This window comes from Dyadobacter sp., assembly GCF_017744695.1.
In the GTDB taxonomy this organism is placed as follows: Bacteria; Bacteroidota; Bacteroidia; order Cytophagales; family Spirosomataceae; genus Dyadobacter.
The window spans coordinates 1621644-1648027 of the sequence record NZ_JAGIAS010000001.1 but is presented as its reverse complement, the minus strand read 5'-3'; the positions used below and the strand labels follow the sequence as shown (position 1 = coordinate 1648027).

Sequence of the window (26384 nt, the reverse complement as noted above, 5' to 3'; positions counted from 1 at the left end):
AAAGGCCTGGTATCAGGCCTTTTTTTTGCGGCATGCGCGTTCGTAGAGCAATTGGAGCATACCGTCTTTCAAGCCCAGATCGGGCACGTGAATGACGTCCGCGCCCGCCCAACGCATGGCGGAAGTATAGATGTCGCCCGCCGGGACGATTACGTCCGCACGGTCGGGGTTGAGTTGCAGTTTGTTAATGCGGTCGGCGAGGGAGAATTGATCGATATAGTCGCGCATCCGCTGAATTTCTTCGAGACTGGTGGAGCTTTCGGTGAGTTTGGAGGACAAATCGAAAAGCTTATTGATATTACCACCCGTGCCTACGGCTTGAATGGGCTGGCTGTAATCTACATTCTGATTGATCCATTCCTTGATCTTCAACCAGGCATTTTTGGATTCTTTTCCTTCCAGGAGGCGTACCGAACCCAGTTTGAATGATTTAGCCTTGATTTTCTGTCTGTCCTGGTACAGATTTAACTCGGTACTGCCGCCACCTACATCGATGTGGATATATTGGCCGTCGCCCAGCGATTGTACCACTACATTGTTGACCAATTCGGCTTCTTTTTGCCCGTCGATAATCTGGATATGGATGCCGGTACGGTTCTCGATGTGGTCACGAACCTCCTGCCCGTTGGATGCTTCGCGCATAGCTGATGTAGAGCAAGCCATAAAGTCATCGACCTCATGGAGTTCCATCAGCAACTGGTAAGCCAGCATGAGCTTCATCATGCGGTCCTCGCTTTGCGGGGTAATGCGTCCCTGGGTAAAAACGTCGTGTCCGAGGCGAAGCGGGAACCGGACATATTCGACCTTCTTGAAACGGGAAATGCCTTCGTCATGCAAGACGGATGAGATCTGCATACGGGCACCATTGGAACCGATATCTATGGCTGCGAATTTCAAAAGCTCGTCAGGTAGGGGAGTTAATAAAGGCCAAAAATAGAATTTCGCGGACAAGTTTCAATATCCTGCCCGCGAAACTTCGTAGGGAAAAGCTACATTTGACGGCCTATTTGATACAATAGCTTTACTTTCACGCCGGGACCGGCACTCTGCCTGAGCGGCGAAAGCGGTTTGAAATAATTGACCCAGTAACCTTCTGCCTGCACCACAATCGGGTGCCACGATTTCTCGATCCCCACCGCGAAGTTCATTGAAGTAATGGGGGAAACGTCTCCTTTTTTGGTGAAGCTCTGGCTGAAAAACTCATTTTTGGGCCCGCGGCAATCATAGGAAATAGTCTCTTTGGACGATACCTTGAAGTTTGTCCCGACGCTTGCATAGTAAGCCCAGTCGCCCTTTATCGTGTTACGGAATGCCAGAGTAAGCGGTATCTGAACCACATTCTGGTCAATTTTAATATTATATAGCTCGAAAATCAGCGGTACCTGGCCCGGATGTGTTTCCTTGAAATCGGCTCGGGCCCTGGTCCTGAAAACTGTTTCGGTGAAGAACTCAGCTGGTTTTACTTTCAGCCATGTAATACCTGCCGCGATGGAGAATTTCTTTTTGACAATGACTTCCCCCAACACTGTTTTGCCCTGGCCGTTGCCTTCCACCAGATATCCTGCGCCGAAGCGGTAAGGCGTTTTCAATGGCAATCTCGGGATTACATTTTCTGTCTGAGCTACCTGCTCGGCCTTTTTGCTGCTCATAGGTACCTTTGCGATCTGCATATTGTTGGCGACAAGCGCTTTTTGCACTTGCCGCGCCGAAAGCTTGCTGGCGAGTTCGTAATGCATTTTCCGTTGCAGGGAAATACCGGTATGCATTTCAACCGGGCTGTTGATAGCGGCAATGCGGAATTCGCTACCGAAAGTTCTGCTGCCGGTCAAATTGGAGGATGCCCCTGGTAATTGATCAGCTTCTGGTTTTGTCGTATTTGCCTCACCTGCCACACCCGATTCCGACGGAACCGTTTCATTGGAAGGCTGAACCGCGGAAAGCGTTTCGCCCGGTTTTGCAAGGATCTGACGCGCAGCCTTCGGGTCAGCCGGAATTGCTGTATCGTGAGCGCTAGCAATCGTTTCCCGCTCTTGTACGGACGTCTCACGCGCAGGTTCCGTGCTCGCGAGTTCTTCCCGACCCAAATCCTGTGGCTGTACATCGGCCCGTGACGAAATGTTGCCATAATCGCGCTGTTGCAGGCTGGCCTGAAGATTCTGGCCGTCAGGCGCGGTTTGCAGCACGTAAACCGTATCGGTTTTCGCTATTTGCGCAGGCTGGTTGCGGATTACCTCGATCTGGCTTTGCAGTTTTCGGACATCCTGCACCAGATGATCGTTTTGGGAGAGCTGGTTGACGTACATATACGCCATCACCGACGTTACCGAGGCGGCGGCGGCGTACCCGATCCAGGAACCGTATTGTTGCAGGAATGACGGAGGTGTGTGTGCCTGCATATAATTTTGCATACGGGCCCAGTCCTGCTCTTGAAAGTCCGGTTCAATACTCTCTAATTTTCGGCGTATAGTATTTTCAAATCTATTAGTTTTCATTGCCTCTGAATGACTTGACAGCCCAATCACTTGGGAAGAGATGTGGGTAATATTGTTTGATCAAATGCTGCAACCGGGCCCGGGCACGCACATAATGCGATCTTACGGTTGCCTCGTTGATTTGCAGCAGGTCTGCTATCTCACGATGATTGTAGCCATCCACCACGTATAACAAAAATACATTCTTATAAACCGGTTTGATCTGTTGGATCAGTTCCAGTATTTCCTCAGCAGTGATCTGGCCTATTACATCTTCATCAAATTTGGGATAAGGGGCGTCTTCCAGGGCGATCACATCTTCCGTGTGCTTCTTGTGCTTGCGGTAATAGCTGATCGCCGTATTCACCATGATGGTACGCAGCCATGCCTTGAAGGGGTGGTTGGCGTCGTACTTCCCCAGATTGTTAAACACTTTTAAAAAACCTTCATTCAATACCTCCTCTGCCTCTTCCGTCGACGATGTGTACCGCAGGCAAATGCTTTTTGAATAGCCGAAGAACTGTTTATACAAATATCTCTGCGCCTGGTTATCCCCGGCAATACATGCCGCTACCACCGACTCAAAGTCGTTTTCGTTAAAAGATATTTTTCTTCTAAAAAGCAAAGTCAGGGTATCAAATTGTCAGGGATAGAATTTCTCACATTCGAATACGTCCCTGGTGTCCATTCTGTTGCAAAAAAATACGAAAAGTTTTCCTGGTTAGGAAATAGGAGATGTCATGAAAAAAATCACAAAAAAATGCGTCAGGTATGCAACACGGGCATTAGAGGGGGCGTAAAGGCAGAAAACAGTTTGATACTTTCACAAAAACCCGTGGGTATATCATGAAAAAAGTTTCTCTTTTACTGGTGATGCTGGCAGGTATCTGGTTCACAGCCTGTCAGAAGAATAGCGAGTCGTTGAGCCCTGAAACTGAGGCGAGTGATTTTGATAACGTGGTGGAATCGGCCGCGAGACTTGCGGTGGAGACGGACTCTGTGACGTTGGGCAGGTGTAAAGGAAAACTTACAGAAGTGGCAACGGCAGATTTGCCCGCGACGGCGACAGCTTACATTGACAGTGCCTATGCGGGCTCCGAAATCAAATACGCTGCAAAAGATCAATCTGGAAAAATCGTAGTAGCCATCACGCTGGCCGACGGATCGGTGAAAGGATTGCTTTTCGATGCAAACGGGACATTTAAAGCGGAACTGAAACAGCACGTCCAAAAGGCTAAGCTGACCAGGATCGAAGTGAGCGCGCTACCTGCGAATGTGACGTCCTACATTACTTCAAATTACTCCGGCGCTGAGATCAAACTCGCCGCAACCAATGATGCGGGGGAATACTATGTGGGCATTCTGGTGGACAGCAAAGTGAAAATACTGCTATTCAATGCCGACGGATCATTTAACAAGGAATTGGAAAAACCTGCATTTGGGCGTCCACATAAAAGACATTAACCGATCATACCGATCGTAACGATATTTTGTTAGGGGTGAGTTGGAATACGGTGCTGGATTTTCCGGGGCCGTATTTATTTTTTAGAGGGTAGCATTTCCAGTGCCGACGAGTTTTTGATCTCACCCATGACAAACAAGCTGTGTGTGCTGCCGATGTTTTCCAGCGAACCCAGCTTTTGCATTAAAAACTGCTGGTACTGCGACATATCATTCACGACTACTTTCAGCAGAAAATCATAGTCGCCGGAGATATTGAAGCATTCCATTACCTCGCCCATCGCCGAAACGGCCTTTACGAATTTTTCGCCCATCACCTTCGAATGCTCTTTTAAGGCGATGTTACAGAAGGCCATCAGTTTCTTACCTACTTTCTCGCGGTCGACCAGCGCGACGTATTTCTTGATGATTCCTTCCTTTTCGAGCCTTCGCACGCGTTCGTACACGGGCGTGTAGGAGAGGTTCAACTTTTCCGACAGCTCACGTGTTTTCAAAGTGGCGTCCTGTTGCAGCAAATGCAGGATTTTGGCGTCAATATCGTCCAGATTATGCATAGATAGAATATCTTTATTCACTCCGAGATGGCTTCGAATATAGATAAATAATTTAGGTTAGGTGAAACTGCCAGACTTTTAGTCTGAATTTTTTGATTTTATTGAACAAAACATCTATTGACTTAAATTTGTCAATTCAAAAAGCATGTGCTTTTCCGGCGAAATGATAATCAGACATTTAAAACACTTATGGTAGCAACTCAAAAAGCAGATATCCGCGAAATTCTTAAAAACCGTATTCTGGTACTGGATGGCGCTATGGGTACGATGATCCAGCGGTATAAATTGGAGGATCACGACTACCGGGGAGAGCGGTTTGCAAGCTGGCCGCACGATGTGAAAGGGAACAATGACCTGCTTTCACTGACGCGCCCGGACATTATTAAAGAAATTCACGCCGCTTATTTCGCGGCAGGGGCGGATATCGCCGAAACCAATACATTTTCAGGCACGACCATCGCCATGGCCGATTACGGCATGGAGGAGATCGTGTACGAACTCAACTACGAATCAGCACGGCTGGCGCGGGAAGTAGCCGATGATTTTACTGCGCGGGAACCACACAAGCCGCGTTTTGTGGCAGGTTCGATAGGTCCTACCAACCGTACCGCATCGCTTTCACCGGATGTGAATAACCCTGGCTTTCGTGCGATCAGTTTCGATCAATTGGTGGAAGCCTATTACGAGCAGGTAAAAGGCCTTACGGATGGCGGTTGTGACGTGCTGCTCGTGGAAACAATTTTTGACACTTTGAATGCGAAGGCAGCGCTTTTCGCGATCGATCAGTTTTTTGTAGACGCGAAAGCGGGTAAGGTACCGCATCTGGAATCATGGCGGATCGAGCCGGGCCAGGCGTTGCCGATCATGATTTCAGGAACGATTACCGATGCGTCGGGACGCACGCTTTCAGGACAAACGACCGAGGCATTCCTGACCTCCGTATCGCATTTACCATTATTATCAGTGGGTCTGAACTGTGCATTGGGAGCCGATTTAATGCGTCCTTACGTGCAGATCATGGCCAAGGAATCCCCTTTTTATACTTCTGCACACCCTAATGCGGGTTTGCCGAACGAAATGGGCGAATACGACCAGACGCCGGAGCAAATGGGCGAGATCATCGACGGGTTTTTGAGGGACAACCTGGTCAATATCATCGGAGGTTGCTGCGGTACCACGCCTGACCACATTCGTGTGATCGCGGACATCGCCGGGAAGCACAGCCCGCGTACACTACCGGCTTCGGAGACGGTGATGAAGCTCTCGGGGCTGGAACCGGTGAAAATCAATGCGCTGACCAATTTTGTGAACATCGGCGAGCGTTGTAACGTGACAGGCTCAAAGAAATTTGCCCGCCTGATCCGGGAAAGCAAATACGACGAAGCGCTGACCATCGCACGCGAACAGGTGGAGAGCGGCGCGCAGGTGATCGATATTAACCTCGATGAAGGTATGATCGACGGCGTAGAGGCCATGAAGACTTTCGTGAACCTGATTGCATCCGAGCCAGATATTTCCAGAGTGCCTTTGATGATCGACTCATCCAAATGGGAAGTAATCGAATCGGGTTTGAAATGCGTACAGGGAAAATCGATCGTGAATTCGATTTCGCTCAAAGAGGGTGAAGAGAAATTCAAGGAATCGGCGCGGACCGTGCTTCGCTATGGTGCGGCAACCGTGGTAATGGCTTTTGATGAAAAAGGACAGGCCGACAATTACGAACGCCGGATCGAAATCTGCGAACGCGCATACCGTATTCTGGTTGATGAAGTAGGTTTTCCAGCCGAGGATATCATTTTTGACCCGAATATCCTGACCGTTGCGACGGGAATGGAAGAACATAATAACTACGCCGTCGACTTCATTAAAAGCGTAGCGTGGATCAAGGAAAACCTTCCGCATGCGAAAGTGTCAGGTGGCGTTTCCAATGTTTCGTTCAGCTTCCGGGGTAACGAGCCGGTGCGCGAGGCAATTCACACCGCATTTCTTTACCATGCGATCAAGGCGGGAATGGACATGGGGATCGTGAATGCCGGCCAGATCGGTATTTATGACGAAATTCCGAAGGATGTCCTCGAACTCGTAGAGGATGTGTTGCTCAACCGTCGTTCGGACGCAACCGAGCGTTTGGTAAGTTATGCGGAAACCGTAAAAGATAAAGGTAAAACGCAAACCGGTCCTGACCTGTCGTGGAGACAGCTTCCCGTGAAGGAGCGCATTTCCCATGCATTGGTAAAAGGTATTGCGGATTACGTAGATGAAGATACCGAAGAATGCCGCCAGCTCTTCGACCGCCCGCTGGAAGTGATCGAGGGGCCTTTGATGGATGGTATGAGCATCGTCGGCGACTTGTTTGGTGAAGGTAAAATGTTCCTTCCGCAGGTCGTGAAATCGGCACGCGTCATGAAGAAGGCCGTGGCCTATTTGCAGCCCTTTATTGAAGCTGAAAAACAGGAAGGCGGTTCATCCGCAGGTAAGATATTGCTCGCTACTGTAAAGGGCGATGTGCACGACATTGGTAAAAACATTGTGGGTGTGGTACTGGGCTGTAACAACTACGAGATCATCGACCTGGGTGTGATGGTGCCTACGGACAAAATTCTCGCCGCTGCGCAGGAGCATAATGTAGATATCATCGGTCTTTCGGGACTTATCACGCCATCGCTGGACGAAATGGTGGGTGTTGCCAAGGAAATGGAGCGCCGCAGCATGAAAATGCCGCTACTGATTGGTGGCGCGACTACATCCCGCATTCACACGGCTGTGAAAATCGATCCGAACTATTCGGGGCCGGTTATTCACGTACTCGACGCATCGCGTTCCGTGCCCGTGGCCGGAAAACTGATCCAGAGCGAGCAGAGCCAGGCGGAAGTTTTAGCAGATATTAAAGCGGAATATGCGAAGTTGCGAGACGACCATTCGAAACGCGGCGGTGAAAAAGCACACGTGGCCATTGGTAATGCAAGGGATAATAAGGCCAAAATCGATTGGAGCAACTTTAAAGCCGTGAAACCACAATTCCTGGGTACGCGCGTATACGACGATTACGATCTGGCCGATATCGCCAAATACATCGACTGGACGCCGTTCTTCCAGACCTGGCAACTACACGGGAAATATCCGAAAATCTTCGATGACGCAGTCGTAGGTAAGGAAGCGATGAAGCTGTACGAAGACGCTGCGGTACTGCTGGGCGAAATTATTCGTGATAAAACCCTGAAAGCACGTGCTGTGGTGGGTTTCTGGCCGGCCAACTCAATCCAGGATGATATCGTACTGCATCATTTCGAGGAAGAAACGAAGGAAGTGCCTTGCGAACGCCATGGATCGCATCAGCATATCGAATACAAAATCAGCCAGCAAGGTATCGAGAACCTCAATGCGGGAGAGCTGGTAGCGGATACGGCGGTGGTATTGCACCATTTGCGTCAGCAAAGCCAGAAGGCGGCCAATCTGCCCAACTATTGCTTGTCTGATTTCGTGGCCCCGCTGGAATCTGGTCACACGGATTACATCGGCGGTTTCGCAGTGACGGCTGGCGTGGGTATCGAAGCATTGCTGGAAAAATATGAAAAAGATCATGATGACTACAACAGCATTATGATCAAGGCTTTGGCTGACCGTCTGGTGGAAGCCCTGGCGGAATTGATGCACGAGAAAGTACGCAAAGAGTTGTGGGGGTATGCCAAAGCGGAAAGCTTTACGAATGAAGAGCTGATCAAAGAGGAATATAGCGGCATCCGTCCGGCTCCGGGCTATCCGGCCTGCCCGGACCACACCGAAAAGCGTCATTTGTTCGACTTGCTTGGGGCAGAAGAACTCGGCATCACGCTTACGGAAAGCTTCGCAATGTACCCGGCGAGCAGCGTAAGCGGCTGGTATTTCTCGCATCCCGACAGCCGTTATTTCCCGGTTGGAAAGATATACAAAGACCAGGTCGAGGATTACGCGCGGCGTAAGAACATGCCAGTAGAGGAGATAGAGAAATGGCTTTCGCCGGTGCTCGGATATTAAGACAGTATTATTTAAAAAGTGCAAAAGGAGAATAGTTCGTTACTATTCTCCTTTTTTTGTGCCCAAAACATACTATTTTTTAAAAAAGGGCGTAATTAGGTGGTATACCGCATTTTAATCAGGTATTTATACGCTATTTTTTGAAGTTTGGACGCCTGATATTTGCATTACTTAAGTGAGAACTTAATAGTTTATTAGCCATGAAAAGAAATATCTCTGTTTTCATCTTGCTGATCCTGCTGGCATCGTCCTTCAAATACAGAAGCATGACGAGAGAGAACACCCAGCCAGTCATTACCGCCGGTTACGACGGCAAACAATCACCCAAGGCCTTTGCAGTGTCCTCTCTGGACGCTGCAATCGCCGACCTTCATAAAGCCAATCTTGAAATGGCGAAAGGCAATCCGGCATTTTTTAAATCATTATGGTCGCATCAGGATGACGTTACCTTATTTGGAGGTGTCGAAAACCTGGACGCAAAAGGCTGGAATGCGGTGGAAGCAAGTCTGAACAATACCTTGTCGGTTTCTGCTAAAAATGCGGCGTATACTTATGAAAAAGTCGCGAGCCAGGAAGGTAGTACACAAGGTTACCTCATTCAAAAAGAGCATTACCGCTTCGCAGACGGCCGCAAGACCGACTTGCATGTCACAGTCCTGTTCCGGAAAGAAAATAATGTCTGGAAAATCGCACACCGCCAGGCCGACACCCTTTCCACTGACGTAAAATCAGACAAAACGTCTAAATAATTGCCTCTCTTCCCGATATTTTGAGTTAGTTGCGACCATGCGACTAATTTGTTGTTATTTTGCACCTTTGGTTAAAAAGTGACAACAAACTACGAATGGAGAGATTTACAGGATTGCTGGGTATCATATTGATCCTGGGCATTGCATTTGCGATGTCGAACAACAGAAAGGCCATTAATTACCGCACAGTTGCCGTTGGCCTGGGCCTGCAATTCGGGCTCGCAGTCTTTATCCTCCGTACCGACATAGGTCAGTCGATCTTCCAGTGGCTGGGCGAGAAAGTCCAGAAACTGCTCTCTTTCTCCGATAAAGGTGCCGATTTCGTTTTCGGTACATTGGTGCGGCCTGAGCTAATGCAGCGTGCGTTCGGACCCGGCAACGATTTCGTTTTCTTCTTCAAGGTTATCCCGACGATCATTTTTGTGGCTGTGCTTGTGAATATGCTCTACCATTTGGGCATTATGCAGCGTGTCGTGTCGGTCATTGCGCGGGCCGTGTACTGGCTCATGGGCGTGAGCGGAGCGGAAGCGCTGTCGAACGTGGCGAGTACGTTTGTAGGGCAGGTTGAAGCGCAGATTATGATCAAGCCCTATCTGAAAAACATGACCAACTCCGAGCTCATGGCCTCCATGACCGGAAGTTTTGCCTGTATCGCCGGGGGGGTAATGGCGGTGTACATTTCATTGGGAGTGCCGGCGCCTTACCTGATCGCCGCGAGCCTGATGGCCGCGCCGGGCGCGTTGGTTATCGCTAAAATCGTATTTCCGGAAACTGATAAGTCGGATACGAAGGGAATGGTGAAGCTGGAAATTCAAAAAACGCACGCCAACCTGCTGGACGCGATCGCTGCGGGCGCGGGAGAAGGGCTCAAGGTAGGCTTCAATGTGATTGCCATGCTCATCGGCTTTATTGCGCTCGTTGCGTTGCTTGACTACCTACTTGGCTATATCGGAGGCATTTTCGCTTTCCCACAACTGAGCTTCAACTTTATCCTCGGCAAGATATTCTCCATTTTTGCGTGGGCTATGGGGGTTCCTGGAAAGGATATCGAAGCTGCCGGTTCGTTGATGGGCACCAAAATGGTGATTAACGAATTTGTAGCCTATCTCGACATGGTGAAAATGAAAGATACGCTGGACCATAAAACCATCGTCATTACAAGTTTCGCATTGTGTGGTTTCGCGAATTTCAGCTCTATTGCCATTCAGGTGGGTGGGATCGGTGAGCTCGCCCCTTCGCGCCGGGCCGATCTGGCACGACTGGGTTTCAAAGCATTGATTTCAGGTACTTTGGCTTCCTATATGTCGGCTACCCTGGCCGGATTGCTTTTGTAAGAGAGGTTATAAATAATATTCAAATGAACATGAAAAGAGCACATTGGTTGCTCTTTTCTGTTTTGGGAGGTCTCCCGTTCGGGACTTGCAGTTTTGGTTGGCATAAAAGTTTTTACCAGCAAGCTATCAGCATTCGAAGAACCATATCAATACATTGTATGATGAGACGTATCAAACTCTTCTGGTCTTTACTTCAAGACAGTTTCAATGAATTTCTGAACGACAATGGCATGAAGCTGAGTGCCGCGCTTTCGTATTACACCATATTCTCCCTGGCACCGATGTTGCTCGTAATCATTTCGGTGTTTAGTATTTTTTTCGGAAGAGATGCCATACAGGGTGAGTTATTCGGGCAAATCAGCGGGCTGGTTGGGGCTTCCGCCGCTTCGCAATTGCAGGAAATCCTGAAAAATGCGGAGCTGTCGAATAAATCCGGCATGGCCGCGGCGATAGGTATCGGTACATTGCTGGTGGGTGCTACGGGAGTGTTCGCGGAAATGCAGGATTCAATCAATTTTATCTGGGCCATCAAAGCCAAGCCAAAAAAGGGCTGGCTGCAATACCTGAAAAACAGGCTGATATCCTTTTCTCTGATCCTTACGCTGGGTTTTTTGCTGGTAGTTTCGCTGGGAGCGAGCGCCCTGGTTGATCTGCTAAGCTCGCGGCTGGAAGCGTTGTTTTCGGAGGCCTCCGTAGTCGTTTTCTATATTGTTAACCTCGCATTGGTACTTTCGATTATTACCGCACTGTTTACGGTGATATTCAAAGTATTGCCGGACGGCGACCTGCGGTGGAAAGAGTGCCTTGTAGGAGCAGCATTTACGGCTGTTTTGTTCCTCATCGGAAAATTCGTCATCAGTTTTTACCTCGGGCAATCTGATCTCGGGGCGGCATACGGTACGTCGGCATCGATCGTGATCCTGCTGACCTGGATCTATTACTCGTCGATCATTCTCTATTTCGGGGCCGAGTTTACGAAGGTTTATGCACGCCTGGATGGCATTGCAATAGCGCCAAACAAGCACGCCGTATTGATTGTAAGGAAGGAGCTTGATAAGAAAACCGGTGCCGATGTGACGGACTAAAAAAAAGGCTGGCCGTTCGCGGCCAACCTTTAATGCAGGGCTTTAACTTTGATAATATAAACCGAGAGCTTAGCGGATCACCAGTTCGAAAGGCATCCGGGTTTGCATACCGCCCATATTCATCAGTTTTTGATACATTTTGACATATGGGGCGAGGTCTCCTAGCGCTTTGTTCGTGGCTTTCTCCTCGTTGCTGCCCAGGAACTTGTCAATCATTTCATCCAATGGGCGTTTTTTCTCCGGATAGTAGCGTACACGATAATCGCCTTCGTCGAGTTTGGCTGCTTTCGCCGCAATTTTAATCGCGTCGTCTACACCGCCCAACACGTCCACAAGCCCATTCTGTTTTGCTTCCACGCCCGACCATACCCGGCCTTGTGCGAGGCTTTTTAACTTTTCGACCGGCATTTTACGACCTTCGGCCGCTTTGCGAGTGAATGTCTCGTAACCTTCATTTACGCTTTTCTGGATCATCGACTTTTCAAATTCGGTCATTTCGCGGGTAGCGGTTGGCCAATCGGCGTGCGGGCTGGTACCGACACCGTCGAAAGTGATACCCAGTTTGTTGTTCATGAAGTCGGTTACATTAAAGATCAGCCCGAAAATACCGATGGAGCCGGTAATCGTGTTAGGCTGGGCTACAATGGTATCACAACCCATGGCCATATAATAACCACCGGAAGCCGCCACGTCGGACATTGATGCAATGACAGGCTTCTTTTTAGCAGTAATTTGTATCTCGCGCCACATCACATCCGAGGCTAATGCGCTGCCGCCCGGTGAGTTAATGCGGATCACCACTGCCTTGATTTTGTCGTTTTCACGGATTTCTTTCAGCTCCTTGACGAACTTGTCGGAGCCGATGTTCTCGTCGCCCCCGTCGCCACTCGTAATTTCACCTTCCGCTACCAATACGCCCACACGTTTGTTGAAATCACCTTTTTCAGTTGAGCTGGCGCCGTCGAGGTACTTGCTCACACCGAGGTAGGAGATAGGCTTATCGGCATCGACTTTCAATTCCTTTTTCAATGCAGTTTCCAGTTCATCCTGGTAGCCGAGGTGTGTGACAAATTTGTATTTCAATGCGGATTTCGGATTCTCAACGGCCAGGGAGTCGGCAAGGTTTTTAAGCTCGTCCACAGCGATATGGCGGGACGTCGAAATGTTTTTCAGGAAGTTGTTATTGATAGCGCCAATCAGTTCGATGGACTGTTTCTTGCTGGCCTCACTCATGTCCTGGCGCGAGAACATTTCAATTGCACTTTTGAATTCACCTACCCTGAATACCAACGGTTTGATTTCAAGTTTATCGAATGTGCCTTTAAAAAAGCTGTACTCTGCCGAGAGCCCGTTCCATTCAATGCCGCCCGCCGGGTTGAGGTAAATCTTGTCGGCTACGGAAGCGATGTAGTAACCCTTTTCTGAATAGCTTTCGCCGTAGGTTACGATAAATTTCTTCGATTTTTTGAATTCCAAAAGCTGGTTCCGGATTTCTTCCAATGTCGCCCACCCGGCTTCCGGGCCTTCTGTTTTCAGGTAAATTCCCTTGATCTTGTCGTCATTCTGCGCGCTTTTCAATGCATCGAGGATGTCCTTCAACCCCACAACGGTTTCTTCGCCGGTGAAGGGTAACCCAAATTCCGAGAGCGGGTTGTCGACACCCACTTCTCTGATGGGCTGGTTCAGGTCGAGTTTGAGTACGGATTTCTCTGAAATCGTCACTTTTTCATCCGAAGAAAACGCCGCACCGATGGCGCCCAGGATAAAAAAGGAGAGGAACACGAAGAGGATAATGCCCACGAAAGTTGCCAGGACATATTTAAGGAACTGTAACATAATCTATTGCAAATGGATTTCTTCTCTATAAGTTGATCAAGGAACAAAATTACGTATTAATTGTCGCGGTTTGTGGAGGAAATAATGTCAAAAGGTAGTTTATCGGTATTAAGTGGTTGAAAATAACGGTTCCAATTTTTCGACGCGAACCGGCAGTTTTACAAAAGCAGATTATTTACTTTTGGAGAAAAAACCAGCACATGAAAAAGACCCTCATTTTAGTCCGGCACGCGACTGCCGAAGACCAGAGTTTCAGAATCAAGGATTTTGACAGAAATCTGAACAGTAAGGGGTTGTCGGAGTCGCTCGCGATGGGGAAATGGCTGGTGCAGGAGGGCGTAAAACCGGACGTTTTTGTGTCGAGCCCGGCGTCACGTGCATTTAAGACAGCCGAAATCATTGCGGGGCAATATAAAGTATCAGTCGACGCGATCCAGCAACAGGAAGGGATCTACGATGGTGGCCCCAGGGCATACCTGCAAGCGGTCACCAGTGCTTCGGAAGAGCATTCCACGCTGATGTTGTTCGGGCATAACCCTGACATCACCTATTTCGCGGAATACTTGTCCGGTGCGAGCATCGGTTCCATGAAGAAGGGTAGCGCAGCGTTCATCGAGTTTAAGGATCAGAAATGGGAAGAGATATCTGCCAAAACGGGTGATCTGGTGGTTTACAAGACACCCAAGCAGGTAAGAGAAGAAGAGGAGTAATATGGAACAGCCAAATCGTAACAGAAAGATATTCATTTTCGTATTTATCGCTTTCGTCGCGTTGTTTGCCTACATTTCATACGATATGTCGAGCCGTACAATAGCGCCATGGAACAAACCGAAGCAGCTGAAACGGGCATTGCCCGGAGCGACGCCCGATGCCGATTCGCTGAAACTGGATTCGCTGCTGAAAGAAGTGGAAGAATAACCGCTCAACTTCTGGGATGAAACTCGGTGATGATCTGCCGGAGGTAATCCCGGTCGAGGTGGGTGTAAATTTCGGTAGTGGTAATCGACTCGTGTCCAAGCATTTCCTGCACCGCGCGCAGGCTCGCGCCGCCTTCGATCAGGTGGGTTGCGAATGAATGCCGGAACGTATGCGGACTAACGTTTTTGTGGATACCGGCTTTTTCGGCGGTGTCCTTGATCATCAGGAAGATCATCACCCGAGAAAGCTGTCCGCCACGCCGGTTCAGAAAGACAATATCCTCGCTCCCTTTTTGCGGCGCAATGTCACCTCGTACATGGTCGAGGTAAATTTGTGTGTATTTAATGGCCTCCCGGCCGATCGGGACGAGCCGCATTTTGTCGCCTTTCCCGATAATGCGCAGGAAACCGATATCGAAATGGCAATTAGTCAATTGCAGGTCCGTGAGTTCGGAAACGCGTAATCCCGAACTATACAATACCTCCATGATCGCACGGTTCCGTGTACCTTCGGGCGTGGAATGGTCGATGGCGCTGAGCATTGTTTCAATTTCTTCATAGGAAAGCACGTCGGGTAGCTTGCGCGGCAGGCGAGGGGATTCGAGCAATTCCGTCGGGTCTTCCGTGATCTCGTTTTCCAGCAACAAATATTTGAAAAATGCCTTGATTCCCGAGAGCATACGCGCTTGCGAATGAGGGGCAAGGCCGAGCTCAGCGATGTATCTAAGGAATGCGGAAAGATGTACTTCCTGTACGCGTGCAGGCGAAACATCGATTTTGCTCAATTCGAGAAACTCTTCCAGTTTTTCCACATCCCGCACATAGGCTTCCACCGAGTTACCGGAAAGCGAGCGTTCGAGGCGGAGATAATTTTTAAAATGTTTGATGTAGCTTTGCCACATAGTGAAAGAAGAATTAATGAATGCTACAAAGCAAATGAAAAAGATATTGATCCTGAACGGCCCGAACCTGAATCTTTTGGGCAAAAGAGAGCCCGGTGTGTACGGAAATCAGTCATTCGAAGACTATTTCGAAACACTGAAATCTATTTTTTCGGACGTGGAGCTGCATTATTTCCAATCGAACCATGAGGGAGCCATGATCGATAAAATCCATGAAGTGGGCTTTTCGTTCGATGGGATCGTTATCAATGCGGGCGGTTATACTCATACATCCATTGCCCTGGCGGATGCGCTTTCGTCTGTTACCACACCCGCTGTTGAGGTCCATATCTCAAATATCCACGCACGGGAATCATTCCGGCACCATAGTTACCTTACGTCGCGCTGCAAGGGCATTATTGCGGGATTGGGGCTGAAGGGATATGAGCTGGCGGTTCGGTATTTTCAATGAGTGAATGACAGAATGAGTGAATGAGTGAATGAGTGAATATGCGAATGAGTCGATATATGCGCATTCACTCATTCGCACATTCAAAATTACCTAAACACCGCATTCCCGAACAACACTTTGCCTTTTTCCAGCATCGCGCGGAAGACGGGGTCGTCCATTAGGTAGATCACTTGCCCGCGGCCCATTTCCTGGGTGCCGATAATGAGCGTGTTTTTCAGCCGGCCAGCCATTTTGGTGCCCACAAATCCGGCTTTGTAATTATCTTCCTTCAAATACCCCACATTCCAGCCATCTTTGAGGTAGTCGCGCTCATACGCATCACGGACGATCGTGAAATAGGCGTCCCCGCAGCCAAAAGCGAGCGGATGCGTGCGATCCATCGTGATCTGAAACATACTGCCCGGCGAAGAGTCGCTCGCGTCTTCACGCTGCTGTTCGCCGTATTTTTTAAAAGTGTCGTCGTCCTTCTTTTTTTCAGAGAACTTTTTGGTTAAACCAAAGCCCGTTTTATTGACGAATGCATCAGTCGCATGCTCCATGGCGATCAGCTTTCCCCCGTTTTTGATCCAGCCTTGTATGGCCTCGAGCTGTTTGTCCTGGATGATGTCGCCGTAGCGGCCATCCGGCAGGATCAGCACGTCGATTTCGTTCCATGGCAGGCTTGCCAGTTTAGCGGCATTGACAATCGTTACCGGGTATTTGATCTGCTGTTCGAAATAATGCCAGACAGCCCCGAATGCGGTTGCGGAAACACCGTCGCCAGCCAAAGCCACGACTTTGGGAGCTTTGAGCGCAACAACATTATCATTTCCGAAATCAGGACCGGTGCTCACGAAACCGGTTTTGACGGGCGTGAGCTTCACGAAATGTTTGTTCGCGAGCGATGTGACAATGTTATCGAACAAAATGCGCTCATTGCCTTTTCGGGTAATGATCAATGTGCCGGCCGGGTAACTGTTTTTGTCCATTTCAAACGGCGTATTGGAAGTTTTAACCAGTACACCATGTTTCAGAAGCTCGGCCAGGAACGCAGCGTCTCCGGCATTTGACCAACTCGCCAGATATGCATAAGGCGCAGAGGTAGGTATGGTGTTTTCAGCGGTGGTTACCGGAATGGCAGCAGGCGTCAGTTTTTCTTTCAAACCATAAGCCTTTAACCCAAAAATGTATGCGAGGCCCCAGCTGGTAACGTCGTACGTCACCGAATCTTCCAGGGCGGGCTTAGGATCAAACAGGATACGCAGCAAATTGGATTTGGACTGATAGGCGCTGATCAACAGGTCACTATCGTCTATTTTGATTGTCTGCTCGGTTGCGGTAGTGAGTTCTACGCCTTTCACAGACGACGATTTACCGGCAATGCCATAGTTAAACCCCTGCCGGTCGAGCCACTTGCCGAATGCCCTTGTATTTTCACCATTACCTGCTTTGATCACATAGCTTTTGAAGTTTCCGGCGGGCGCATTGGCTGCATCCTGATGAAACCGGATAAATTCCGCTACCACTTTATCCTTTTGTGACATGACAGCTTCCAGTGTAGCCAGACTTGTGGCGTAATGATGCGCAATGCGGTTATTAAGGGTAAGGGTATCGTGTTCGTTCACGCGTTCGAGCGCGAGGCCTGCGCGCCCGCCTCCGCCTTGCTCGTACGTGACGCCGATGGCGCCATTGGCGGTGGGCCAGGTGTCGCCGTAGCTGGGATAAAACAGGTCGTAGTCGTTACGGGTGAAGTACGCCCAGTTGTTTTGATCGAAATACTTGCGGCAATATTCTCCGACGAGCTCGTTGAACTGCCGCTGCCAGGCCGTCACATCCTTATTGTAGGGTTTCGCGGCCGGCGGGAAGTAATAGCTACGTGCAGCACCCATTTCGTGAAAATCAGCGTGGAAATGCGGCATCCATTGGTTGTACAATGCGATGCGCTCCTGGGTTTCTTTTTGTGTTTGCCAGGCCCAGTCGCGGTTGAGATCGAATAAGTAGTGGTTGAAACGTCCGCCGGGCCACGGTTCGTCGTGTTCGAGCGCAAATGGCGTAACGTCGGGCGTTGCATTCTGGACCCGGTTGTACCATTGCGTGTAGCGCTCGTAGCCATCGGGATTAATGCACGGGTCGATGAGGATCACCATGTTTTTGAGAAAGTCCTGCGTAAGCGCATTGTCTTTGTTGAGCAGCTCGTAGAGCACTTTCATGCTCGTGTTGGCCGACACCGACTCGTTGCCATGCACATTGTAGCTCAACCAAACGATCGGCGGAACGCTGGCGTCAGGCTTTCCCGGCAGCAAACCGATACTTTTCAGGTGATTGGTGCGGATCGTTTCGAGCTTCGCGATGTTTTCCGGTGAAGACACGAACGCGAGCATCAGCGGGCGCCCTTCGTTGGTGGTACCATACTGGACGAGTTTCATCCTGTCGGTATTTTGCGACTGAACGGATTTGAAATAGTCGACGATCACATGGTGGTACGCAAATCGGGAACCGAGCGGGAAGCCCAGGAATTGATCCGGCGTATTGTTTTGGGCAAATGCAGTTTGAATCGAAAGTAAAATAAAGAGGAAGCGGATCAGTCTGGTCATAGGAAGTGAAACGGCGTAAGTAGGTAAACCCAAAGTTAAAAAGTTACCGGAATTACAACCATGGGGAAAGTGAGAAAAAAAACTTTGTGTTAAATGTTGTTGAGAATGAGTTAACTAAAAATTAATTCATCTTTATTTGTGGCCGGCACTTGCTTTTTAAAATCCGACCCTGCATCTTTGCACCACGTTACGGAAACGCAAACGGAAAAAGTGAAAGAAAGTGTTGAAAAAACGCACGAAGTAGGAGACCAGTCGGCCCATTCGTCTAGCGGTTAGGACACGACCCTTTCACGGTTGAAACAGGGGTTCGATTCCCCTATGGGTCACAAAACCGTGCAACGGCACTTTTAAGTAACTATCTAAAAGCCAGTCAGATATAACACTCTGATTGGCTTTTTTCTTTTCGCCTAGTGAAACATAGGTGAAACAAATCCCAAATTCTTCATGAGTGAGCCGGCTCAATGCCAAAACTTGTGGAGCGCATAGGATTTTTCTAGGTTTTTATGCCACCGCTTTCACGTTTAATGCGTTGTAGATTGCATAGGATGTGTGATTTACCCTTAACACATGACATCAAAAACAGCCCCGGCCCTTTCAAGCCCCTGAAATAATGATCGTGCCCGGCATTTGCTTCTCGTGTTGTCCGCAATAACTTCTGTACACTCCAACCGGTGCCAAAGCCTAACGATCAAGGCAGTCGCGACCGGTACCAAATTGCTGGTGAGAGAAGGAGGTAGAATGGTATTGATTGGGTATGTGTATAGTGCTGGTTATCATAAGGAAGTAATGTCTGAAAACGTTGAGTTGCGAGGAGCGACACTTCCAAAAGAGTCGTTAGGTGCTTCAATATTGATAAGTATTTCTAGTTAATACAATAATTTATTCGTCGAAATAATTTGTGATTCATCACATATTTTGTGACCGATAGTGTGGTTAAGAGATCTTGCGCTAGCTGACGGGCGGGCCGTTTCGTGGCTTCGCGCAGGCGTGGTGGCCGTGGTTTCCGATGTGAAGAATTCGTTAAATCTGCATTGAGCAGGTATATCCAATCGGGGCAATGGGTATCTTTCTCTATGAAAGTATTGGTAACCGGCAGCGCGGGGTTTATCGGGTTTCATACTGTGATGAAGCTGCTTCAAGAGGGTTTCGAAGTGGTAGGCCTCGATAATATCAACGACTATTATTCCCCCCAGCTCAAATACGCAAGGCTAAAAGAAACGGGTATCCGGCAGGAGCTGATTAAATGGTACCAGCTCGTGCAAAGTTCGGTCAGTACCCGCTACCGCTTCGTGCGCATGAACCTGGAAGACAAGCAGCAGCTTTTTAGCCTGTTCCAGGCGGAGCGGTTCGACTACGTGATCAACCTCGCCGCGCAGGCGGGTGTACGCTACTCGATCGAGAATCCGGACGTTTACGTACAGTCCAATATCATCGGGTTTCATTATGTCCTTGAAGCCTGCCGCTATTTCCCTCCCAAACATCTCGTGCATGCTTCGTCGTCGTCGGTGTATGGGGCGAATGCCAAAATTCCTTTCATGGAAGACGACAAAGCCGATTCGCCAATGAGCCTTTACGCAGCGACAAAGAAAGGCAACGAGCTGATGGCACACGCATATAGTCACCTTTATAAAATACCTGTCACCTGCCTGCGGTTCTTTACGGTGTACGGCCCCTGGGGGCGCCCCGACATGGCACCGATGCTTTTCGCCCGCGCGATTCAGGAAGGGGAGCCGATTCAGGTATTCAACAATGGAGAAATGGAGCGCGACTTTACATTCGTCGGAGACGTTGTCGAAGGTGTGGCGCAGACTATGGTGGCCAATTTTGCAGAGGAGCCTCCGTACCGCGTATTGAATATCGGTAACGGTTCGCCTGTCAACCTGATGCAATTTATCGAAGAACTTGAATGGAGTATGGGCGCAAAAGCGATCAAACATTTTCTACCTATGCAGGCAGGCGATGTTCCCAGAACCTGGGCAAGCGGCGAGAATTTGGAAAAAGTAACGCATTACAAACCCCAGGTATCGCTTAGCCGGGGAATCGCAGAATTTGCCCGGTGGTACCTCGAATATAGCAGCCGGCTAATGGCCTTTCACAGCTGAACACTTCCCAAAATTGCTTCTGGTTTCATATGAATTCGCTAACTAGTTCAATAAGTTATAGAGCTAGTTCTCGCTTAGGTTCAGCTATTTGCGGATTTTGCATTTTTTTAACTTTTAATTTTCTCATTAAATTTCAGGAGTGCTTGTCACAAAAATTGTGTCTGAAAATACACCAGAGGCGATTTTGTCGATTTTTCGTTTATCGAGCGAGGCATTTCAATGATTTAGCGAGCAATATTATTCTACAAGTATAAAATCTTTTCTAGGTCTTTGTAGTATATTTGGAACGAACGAAAATGTCGGTTTCAAATTGTATTACATTCGATTATTCCGTTCGCATCGCCCACTTATTTTTTACGCTCTATGAAATTTTTACTGAAACTTGTTTTTGCGGGAGGAGTGATAAGCTCAGTGGCAGCGGCTCCTAACAACGACGCTGGAAGCATGGCAATGCCTGCGGACAGTGTAAATCTGGAAAGCAGTATTGCAAGTGACCTGAACGGCTCTTACGAAATCAGGAACCCCTATGCAGAGTCTGCGGACGAATCATTTACCATTGCGGCCAAAACGGCTGCGCCATTGGCTACCAGGGTTTCCTGCGGCGGCCGGACATGGACACACGGAGAATATCTGGGAAAAACGGGGGATGGTCAACCCGTGTATACGCAGATTACCGATAACAGGGTTTATCTCAACTGGAATGGTCGTGTGCCTGATAACATCTGGATCCTTTATCACCTTCAGGAGGGTACTTTTCCGGTCAACTCCGCCAACGACGCATTGATCAACGGCTGTGTGAACCCGGTTGACCCCAGCACTGCACCGGTAAACTTATTGGGTAGCAGTGGTGGACAGATCACCTGTAATGGCGTGATAATGCCGGATGGTAACAGATTGGGCGTTTTCGTGGGTAGCACAGGTAATACTTATCAGTTTATCAAATATGTGAACGGCCTTCTGCGCGTGATGATCAAGCAGGGTGAGAACGATACCCGTACCGACAACTATTACATGGGACTCCTCGTGGAAACAATCCAGGGTAGCGGCGGAAGTTATCTGGATCCGCAATGGAGAGGGGTATTGACTCCCGAAATGGTGAATGGCTGTTTCTGGCCTACGGCTCCTAAAACTGCCACTCCGCTACCTGATAATAACTGTGCGTCTGGCCCGGCCATCAGCAACGTGAGCAATATCAGCCAGACTGCCCTGACGGTTTCTTTTACCGGTTCAGGCGTTACAAGTCTGAAATGGCGGATCAAATCAAGCGGTACCGAGGTTAGATCAGGCACGACCAACGATTTCGGCAGCGCCACTTCTACCAGTATATCGTACTCTTCGCTGGCTCCGGGTAACTATACATTGGAAATCGAAGGCAACAACTGCTCTTCGGCAGTGAGCAGCCGCGCATTTACGATCAACGAACCTGTGGTGGTGGTTCCTGATTGCCAGAACGGACCGTCGGTAACGAGCATCACCTCCATTACACCAAGTAGCGCGACGATCAACTACGGTGGTACCAACCTGCACGTGTTTTCATGGAGAATCCTGGATGGCAGCAATTTTGCCGTCGGAAGTGGTAAAACTGGTACACTTACTTCCAATACAGCTAACCTGACATTCAGCTACCTGCAAAATGGTACTTATACTTTCGAGCTGAAAGCCGAGGATTGCAAAGCAGCATCGGTGGTTACAAAGAGTTTCAGTATCTCGTCAACCGACACACGTACTGCATGTACACGTGGACCGAGTTTGCAGTCGATCGTGTCTTCTGGTGAAACAGGCCTGCAATTCCTTTTCGATGGCGATAATGTATTTGCGATCGACTGGAAGGTTAAAAAAGACGGCGTTCTCCTGCGCCAGAACCGCGTTGCGCCAACAAGCAATACACCGACGATCGGTTACAATACGTTGGCAACTGGTGCATATACCCTCGAAATTCAGGGTGGAAACTGCAAATCGCCTACTTCGACCATCGCATTTGGCGTGAACGTTCCGCTTCCTATCTACATTTCGAATTTTGAAGGAAAAAGCGTTGAGAAAGGTGTGGAGCTGACCTGGAATGTGGTGGAGGAAAAAGATGGAAAAGAGTTTGAGGTGCTGCGTTTCGACGATCGTATGCAGAACGAAGAAGTACTAGGTAAAGTGGCCCTCACCGACCAGCGTATCGGCAAATACAGCTTCCTGGATAAAAATCCGTTGCTGGGCACCAATTACTACCAATTGAAGCAGATCGATATCGACGGTACTTACACCAGGAGTAAGATCGTGGCGGTTAAACCGGCCCTCATTTCTGGTACAGTAATTGCGCCAAACCCCGCTCAGGAGTATGTGAACGTTCAATTCTCATCGCGTACTGCCGGGACTTCGGAAGTAACGATCTACAACATCGCCGGCCAACCGGTAGGTAGCTCAACGATCGCCATCTCGGAAGGTAGCAACAACCATCGCATTAACGTGAAAAAGCTTGGCAGCGGACATTACTTTATGAAGATCAATCACGGCGGCGAAGCGACGAAACTGCGCTTTATCAAAGCTGAGTGATCCATCAGATAGCATTCAAATGCCAAACGGCCGGGTTATTGAAGCCCGGCCGTTTTTTATTGAAATGATGTTTTAAATAGGGACCGATCTGATTCCGGCAATTCTTTCCAGCGCCAGTGTCACACGCTCGATGCGGTCGACGTGCCCGCGTTTCGCGTCCGAATATGCCTGCGCGACCGAGCGCATATACGCCTCGCCTGTACGCGTATCGAAAAACGGGTCGTTCAACGCCAGCTTTTCGCGCCATTTGGGCCCAACGATTTCCTTGGCTTTTGCGAAGCGTTGTAACAACCGTTGTTTGATCGGCAATACCGCCGGATCGGTCAAACTTGTTTCGATGTGCATAATGTGTAATTTGCGGTTAACAGATTGTGTTTTATCAAATTTAATTCATTTCAAATTAACAGCAATTCAAAATGAATTAAATTTGCTACTTTTTTACTGATGTTTGACTATCAAAGAGTTCGAATACTTCGCGAGCATTTGCAACTTAGTGAGACCCAGTTTGCTAAGAAGATTGGTGTTGCTCAAAGTACCTATCATAGATTTGAAAAGGGCGCAGCAAGTTTGACAGCGGAGGCGATCGGTGAAATCGTCACGCTATTCGATGTGAATCCGTATTGGCTACTACTTGGACGTGGCGGCAATGACCCTGAGTTTGTCAACAATGCCGATGTTATCACGATAAGTAAAGACGAATACATTGATTTGCAGCGAAAGGCATTGCAAAACCAGGATGAGCGGATCGCGGCTTTGGAGCGGGAATTGGGGAGGAAATAAAACAGTGCTTGATATTTGCATAAAGGTCGCATTTTTGCGACCTTTATTTTTATACACACTATAACAAGATGGATGCAAAGGAATTGATCAAACTGCTTGAACAAAATGGCTGGCGAGAGGCGAGATGCCGGGGTAGTCATCGGATTTTCAAGCATCCCGACATGCCAAATGCAATTCCTGTCGCGTACCACGGGAGCAAAGATATCCCTGTGGGAACATTAAATAGAATTCTAAAAGAAGCAGGTCTTAAATAGTGTCATCATGAAACTGACTATAATAATTGAGAAAAATGAAGGGGAACTTTGGGGGCGCATAGAAAATGTGCCGGACTATCTGCCTGTGACATCCGGATCAACTATCGAAGAAATCGAGCAGAATTTGCGTGAATTGCTTGAAGACTATATTGAAAATGAAGGTAGTGCTTACAATGAATGGAGGTTGGTAAAGGCTTCCGATATTGATTTTGATCATGTATATGATCTAAGTGCATTCTTTGAAGTCTTCGACGATGTAAAGGTCGCTGGTATCGCCCGGCGCGCAGGTATTAATCCCTCGTTGGTAAGGCACTATGTCGCCGGTTCAAAATATCCCTCACCGCAACAAGCCAAGAAGCTGGAAATCGCGATCCATGAGTTGGGAGAGAAGTTAAGAGAGGTTGTTTTAGCATGACGATAGTCGATTGGGATTGAAGGACTGCGCTCGGTCAGAAAAGCCCGTACTTTGTCAACCAGTTCCTGTGTCATTTTTATAGTGTGTTAAGATTCCACTCACAGAGAGGCTTCTAGTGCACGTAAATATGCGCCTCGGCTAAATGACTTGCCAACTCTTTAATTACGCTCTCAATCTTCGCGGCTTGCTTGGCAGACGGATACTTTTTTCCGGTAGCATATTGCCTGAGGAGGCTGCCATTGATCCCAGAAAGCTCGGCTACCTTTGTGATTTTAAGAAAATCAAATTTTTCAAAAAATACCGTAAGGTCATATTCGATCCTGAAGTCGTATGACTTTGGGTCTAAATCATGAAAGTCCAAAAGAAGCGTTCTCATTTTGGATTGTAATTCCTCGACGGTCGCTGCTTCGTCTACTATTAGGTTGTCGTCATAATGAATGCGCCCCCAAAGTGAAGCTTTGCCGGTCTCCACAATCAATGTGATTACTTCCTTTTCTGGTGTTTTGAAGGTGTCCATAACTGTCTCAATCTTTTAACCCTGCCTGTTTTAAGATACTATTCAATGTAGCGGGATTCAAATCACCGCCATGCATCGGAACGGTTACTTTTCCTTTCTTAAAATCATGGATTAGCTGTAAGTGGCTGCCTTTCTGTGCCTTTTCATACCAGCCATCCTGTCTTAAAACTTCTTTTGAAGTCATAAACCAGGAATGATAGTGTGTGAATAATAAAGGTAACAAATTTGTTACCTTTTGTCAAGTAATATCTTTTCCTACCCCTCCGGCTGCAACCTTGCTTCCTTCCACCATTGCGTAAATGTCTGATCTCCTTTTAATTCCACCTTTTGTCCGATGAGCGGGGTTACGAGCGGCATGCCTTGCTTTTGGGCTTCGGCGCTGGCGCGGAGGATGGGCTCGTTCCAGTCGTGGATGGAGAGGGCGAATTTGGCCCAGTGGACCGGCATGAGCTTTTTCGCGCCAAGTTCGCGGGCTGCGGTTACGGTTTCTTCGGGCATCATGTGGATGTATTTCCAGGCTTCGTTGTACTGGCCGCATTCCAGCAAAGCGAGGTCGAATGGCCCAAATTCGGCTCCGATCCTTTTGAAATGATTGTCATAGCCCGAATCTCCGCCGATGAAAATCTTTAACGTAGGCGTCTGCAAAACAAATGATACCCACAATGCGCGGTTGCGTTTGAAATCGCGGCCTGAAAAATGCCTTCCGGGCGTTACATTCACTTTGAAACCGTCGCCGAGGTCGGCGCTTTCATTCCAGTCTTTTTCAATGATATTGGCCACGTCGTAACCCCAATATTCCAGGTGCTCGCCCGTACCGAGGCCGGTTATGACCTTGCCGACCTTCGTTTTGAGTTTCAGGATAGTTTCATAATCGAGGTGGTCCCAGTGATCGTGGGAAATGAAGAGGTAGTCGATGGCCGGTAAATCTTCTACTTTATACACATCACTCCCTCTGAAACTGGGGGTTGTGAATTTAATGGGCGACGCGCTGCCGCTGAAAACCGGGTCTACAAGGATGGTTTTGCCGTCGATCTGCATAAAATAGGACGAATGCCCGAACCACACCAGCACATTTTCTTCCGGTTTTAAATGCAGCAGATCTGTTTTTTGGGAGGGGATCAATGCTCCGGGAATATTGTATTTGCTTTTGCCGAAAAAAAACTTCGTGAACACTTTCAGGTAACTGTTGCCTTCAGCGAGGTCGGGGGTGAAGCTTTCGTTTTGGAACTGTCCGTCGCGGTAGTGGGGCGATTTTTGGATTCGTTCGAGCCGTGCGCCCGAGGGGTGTCTTCCGAATAATGGTTGCTGCATGAATGCATACACGCCAAGGGCGATCAATGCCAGAAAAATGAAGAATATCATGAAGGAAAATTTAATGATCCGTTTACGCATAGCATGTGGAGGAGTGGTGAAAGTTTAAACTGGACG

The 26384-nt window shown here is 48.6% G+C and carries 24 protein-coding genes and 1 tRNA gene; 14 read left to right on the top strand and 11 right to left on the bottom strand.

Annotated features, from left to right (window positions below; genetic code table 11):
* Positions 1-12: 12 nt before the first annotated feature.
* The 3 genes from J7619_RS06375 to J7619_RS06365 form a co-directional block, all read right to left on the bottom strand.
* The gene (locus J7619_RS06375; RefSeq protein ID WP_291195744.1) at positions 13-897 is read right to left on the bottom strand and encodes a Ppx/GppA phosphatase family protein; all 885 of its coding nucleotides are present in this window, start codon (positions 895-897) and stop codon (positions 13-15) included.
* Positions 898-989: 92 nt separating this feature from the next.
* Positions 990-2396 carry a hypothetical protein gene (locus J7619_RS06370; RefSeq protein WP_291195741.1) on the bottom strand — a complete coding sequence of 469 codons (1407 nt, stop codon included), beginning with the start codon at positions 2394-2396 and terminating at the stop codon, positions 990-992.
* An 85-nt stretch (positions 2397-2481) separates the two neighbouring features.
* Positions 2482-3096, bottom strand: a complete 615-nt coding sequence (locus J7619_RS06365) for an RNA polymerase sigma factor (protein WP_106597108.1) — start codon at positions 3094-3096, stop codon at positions 2482-2484.
* Positions 3097-3317: 221 nt separating this feature from the next.
* Here J7619_RS06365 and J7619_RS06360 point away from each other — a divergent pair, with 221 nt between their 5' ends.
* Positions 3318-3935, top strand: coding sequence for a hypothetical protein (locus tag J7619_RS06360; protein WP_291195737.1), 618 nt, complete (start codon positions 3318-3320; stop codon positions 3933-3935).
* A gap of 74 nt (positions 3936-4009) precedes the next feature.
* Here J7619_RS06360 and J7619_RS06355 read toward each other — a convergent pair whose 3' ends face one another.
* The gene (locus tag J7619_RS06355) at positions 4010-4486 is read right to left on the bottom strand and encodes an Lrp/AsnC family transcriptional regulator (protein ID WP_291195734.1); all 477 of its coding nucleotides are present in this window, start codon (positions 4484-4486) and stop codon (positions 4010-4012) included.
* Positions 4487-4675: 189 nt separating this feature from the next.
* On the opposite strand from J7619_RS06355, the gene metH reads away from it, so the two are divergent.
* The 4 genes from metH (at position 4676) to J7619_RS06335 (ending at position 11668) form a co-directional block, all read left to right on the top strand.
* Positions 4676-8500: a methionine synthase gene (gene metH, locus J7619_RS06350; RefSeq protein ID WP_291195731.1), complete on the top strand. Its 3825-nt coding sequence runs from the start codon at positions 4676-4678 to the stop codon at positions 8498-8500.
* A gap of 200 nt (positions 8501-8700) precedes the next feature.
* Positions 8701-9249, top strand: coding sequence for a nuclear transport factor 2 family protein (locus J7619_RS06345; RefSeq protein ID WP_291195727.1), 549 nt, complete (start codon positions 8701-8703; stop codon positions 9247-9249).
* A 95-nt stretch (positions 9250-9344) separates the two neighbouring features.
* Positions 9345-10583 (top strand): NupC/NupG family nucleoside CNT transporter, encoded by a 1239-nt coding sequence (locus J7619_RS06340; RefSeq protein WP_291195724.1) that lies wholly within the window; start codon positions 9345-9347, stop codon positions 10581-10583.
* Between the two features lie 158 nt (positions 10584-10741).
* The gene (locus J7619_RS06335) at positions 10742-11668 is read left to right on the top strand and encodes a YihY/virulence factor BrkB family protein (protein ID WP_291195721.1); all 927 of its coding nucleotides are present in this window, start codon (positions 10742-10744) and stop codon (positions 11666-11668) included.
* Between the two features lie 69 nt (positions 11669-11737).
* On the opposite strand, the gene sppA is transcribed toward J7619_RS06335, so the two are convergent.
* The gene (gene sppA / locus J7619_RS06330; RefSeq protein WP_291195717.1) at positions 11738-13504 is read right to left on the bottom strand and encodes a signal peptide peptidase SppA; all 1767 of its coding nucleotides are present in this window, start codon (positions 13502-13504) and stop codon (positions 11738-11740) included.
* 200 nt (positions 13505-13704) lie between these two features.
* Between sppA and J7619_RS06325 the strand changes: the two genes are divergently transcribed.
* The gene (locus J7619_RS06325; RefSeq protein WP_291195714.1) at positions 13705-14214 is read left to right on the top strand and encodes a histidine phosphatase family protein; all 510 of its coding nucleotides are present in this window, start codon (positions 13705-13707) and stop codon (positions 14212-14214) included.
* A 1-nt stretch (position 14215) separates the two neighbouring features.
* Positions 14216-14422, top strand: a complete 207-nt coding sequence (locus J7619_RS06320; RefSeq protein ID WP_291195711.1) for a hypothetical protein — start codon at positions 14216-14218, stop codon at positions 14420-14422.
* Between the two features lie 4 nt (positions 14423-14426).
* On the opposite strand, the gene xerD is transcribed toward J7619_RS06320, so the two are convergent.
* Entirely contained in the window at positions 14427-15323 is an 897-nt protein-coding gene (gene xerD / locus J7619_RS06315) for a site-specific tyrosine recombinase XerD (RefSeq protein WP_291195708.1), read from the bottom strand.
* A 34-nt stretch (positions 15324-15357) separates the two neighbouring features.
* Between xerD and aroQ the strand changes: the two genes are divergently transcribed.
* Positions 15358-15774, top strand: coding sequence for a type II 3-dehydroquinate dehydratase (aroQ, locus tag J7619_RS06310; RefSeq protein WP_291195705.1), 417 nt, complete (start codon positions 15358-15360; stop codon positions 15772-15774).
* Positions 15775-15860: 86 nt separating this feature from the next.
* Here the strand turns inward: aroQ and J7619_RS06305 are convergent, their stop codons facing one another.
* Positions 15861-18347 (bottom strand): M14 family zinc carboxypeptidase, encoded by a 2487-nt coding sequence (locus J7619_RS06305; protein WP_291195702.1) that lies wholly within the window; start codon positions 18345-18347, stop codon positions 15861-15863.
* Between the two features lie 254 nt (positions 18348-18601).
* Here J7619_RS06305 and J7619_RS06300 point away from each other — a divergent pair.
* The 3 genes from J7619_RS06300 to J7619_RS06290 all read left to right on the top strand — a co-directional run bounded on the left by J7619_RS06300 (position 18602) and on the right by J7619_RS06290 (position 22990).
* Positions 18602-18673 (top strand) — tRNA-Glu (locus tag J7619_RS06300).
* 747 nt (positions 18674-19420) lie between these two features.
* Positions 19421-20449: an NAD-dependent epimerase/dehydratase family protein gene (locus J7619_RS06295; RefSeq protein WP_291195700.1), complete on the top strand. Its 1029-nt coding sequence runs from the start codon at positions 19421-19423 to the stop codon at positions 20447-20449.
* A 363-nt stretch (positions 20450-20812) separates the two neighbouring features.
* Positions 20813-22990, top strand: coding sequence for a T9SS type A sorting domain-containing protein (locus tag J7619_RS06290; protein ID WP_291195697.1), 2178 nt, complete (start codon positions 20813-20815; stop codon positions 22988-22990).
* 72 nt (positions 22991-23062) lie between these two features.
* Here J7619_RS06290 and J7619_RS06285 read toward each other — a convergent pair whose 3' ends face one another.
* A complete protein-coding gene (locus tag J7619_RS06285; protein WP_291195694.1) occupies positions 23063-23335 on the bottom strand; it encodes a hypothetical protein in 273 nt (90 codons plus the stop codon).
* Between the two features lie 99 nt (positions 23336-23434).
* On the opposite strand from J7619_RS06285, the gene J7619_RS06280 reads away from it, so the two are divergent.
* The 3 genes from J7619_RS06280 (at position 23435) to J7619_RS06275 (ending at position 24439) form a co-directional block, all read left to right on the top strand.
* Complete coding sequence (locus J7619_RS06280) at positions 23435-23770, top strand: helix-turn-helix domain-containing protein (protein ID WP_291195691.1); 336 nt, start codon at positions 23435-23437, stop codon at positions 23768-23770.
* A gap of 68 nt (positions 23771-23838) precedes the next feature.
* Entirely contained in the window at positions 23839-24024 is a 186-nt protein-coding gene (locus J7619_RS32225) for a type II toxin-antitoxin system HicA family toxin (RefSeq protein ID WP_409012706.1), read from the top strand.
* Between the two features lie 7 nt (positions 24025-24031).
* On the top strand, positions 24032-24439 hold the full coding sequence (locus J7619_RS06275; protein WP_291195688.1) for a hypothetical protein: 408 nt from the start codon (positions 24032-24034) through the stop codon (positions 24437-24439).
* A gap of 112 nt (positions 24440-24551) precedes the next feature.
* On the opposite strand, the gene J7619_RS06270 is transcribed toward J7619_RS06275, so the two are convergent.
* The 3 genes from J7619_RS06270 to J7619_RS06260 all read right to left on the bottom strand — a co-directional run bounded on the left by J7619_RS06270 (position 24552) and on the right by J7619_RS06260 (position 26318).
* Positions 24552-24956 (bottom strand): hypothetical protein, encoded by a 405-nt coding sequence (locus J7619_RS06270; RefSeq protein WP_291195685.1) that lies wholly within the window; start codon positions 24954-24956, stop codon positions 24552-24554.
* A 7-nt stretch (positions 24957-24963) separates the two neighbouring features.
* Entirely contained in the window at positions 24964-25140 is a 177-nt protein-coding gene (locus tag J7619_RS06265; RefSeq protein ID WP_291195682.1) for a type II toxin-antitoxin system HicA family toxin, read from the bottom strand.
* A gap of 71 nt (positions 25141-25211) precedes the next feature.
* Positions 25212-26318 (bottom strand): MBL fold metallo-hydrolase, encoded by a 1107-nt coding sequence (locus J7619_RS06260; protein ID WP_291195679.1) that lies wholly within the window; start codon positions 26316-26318, stop codon positions 25212-25214.
* Between the last annotated feature and the right edge of the window lie 66 nt (positions 26319-26384).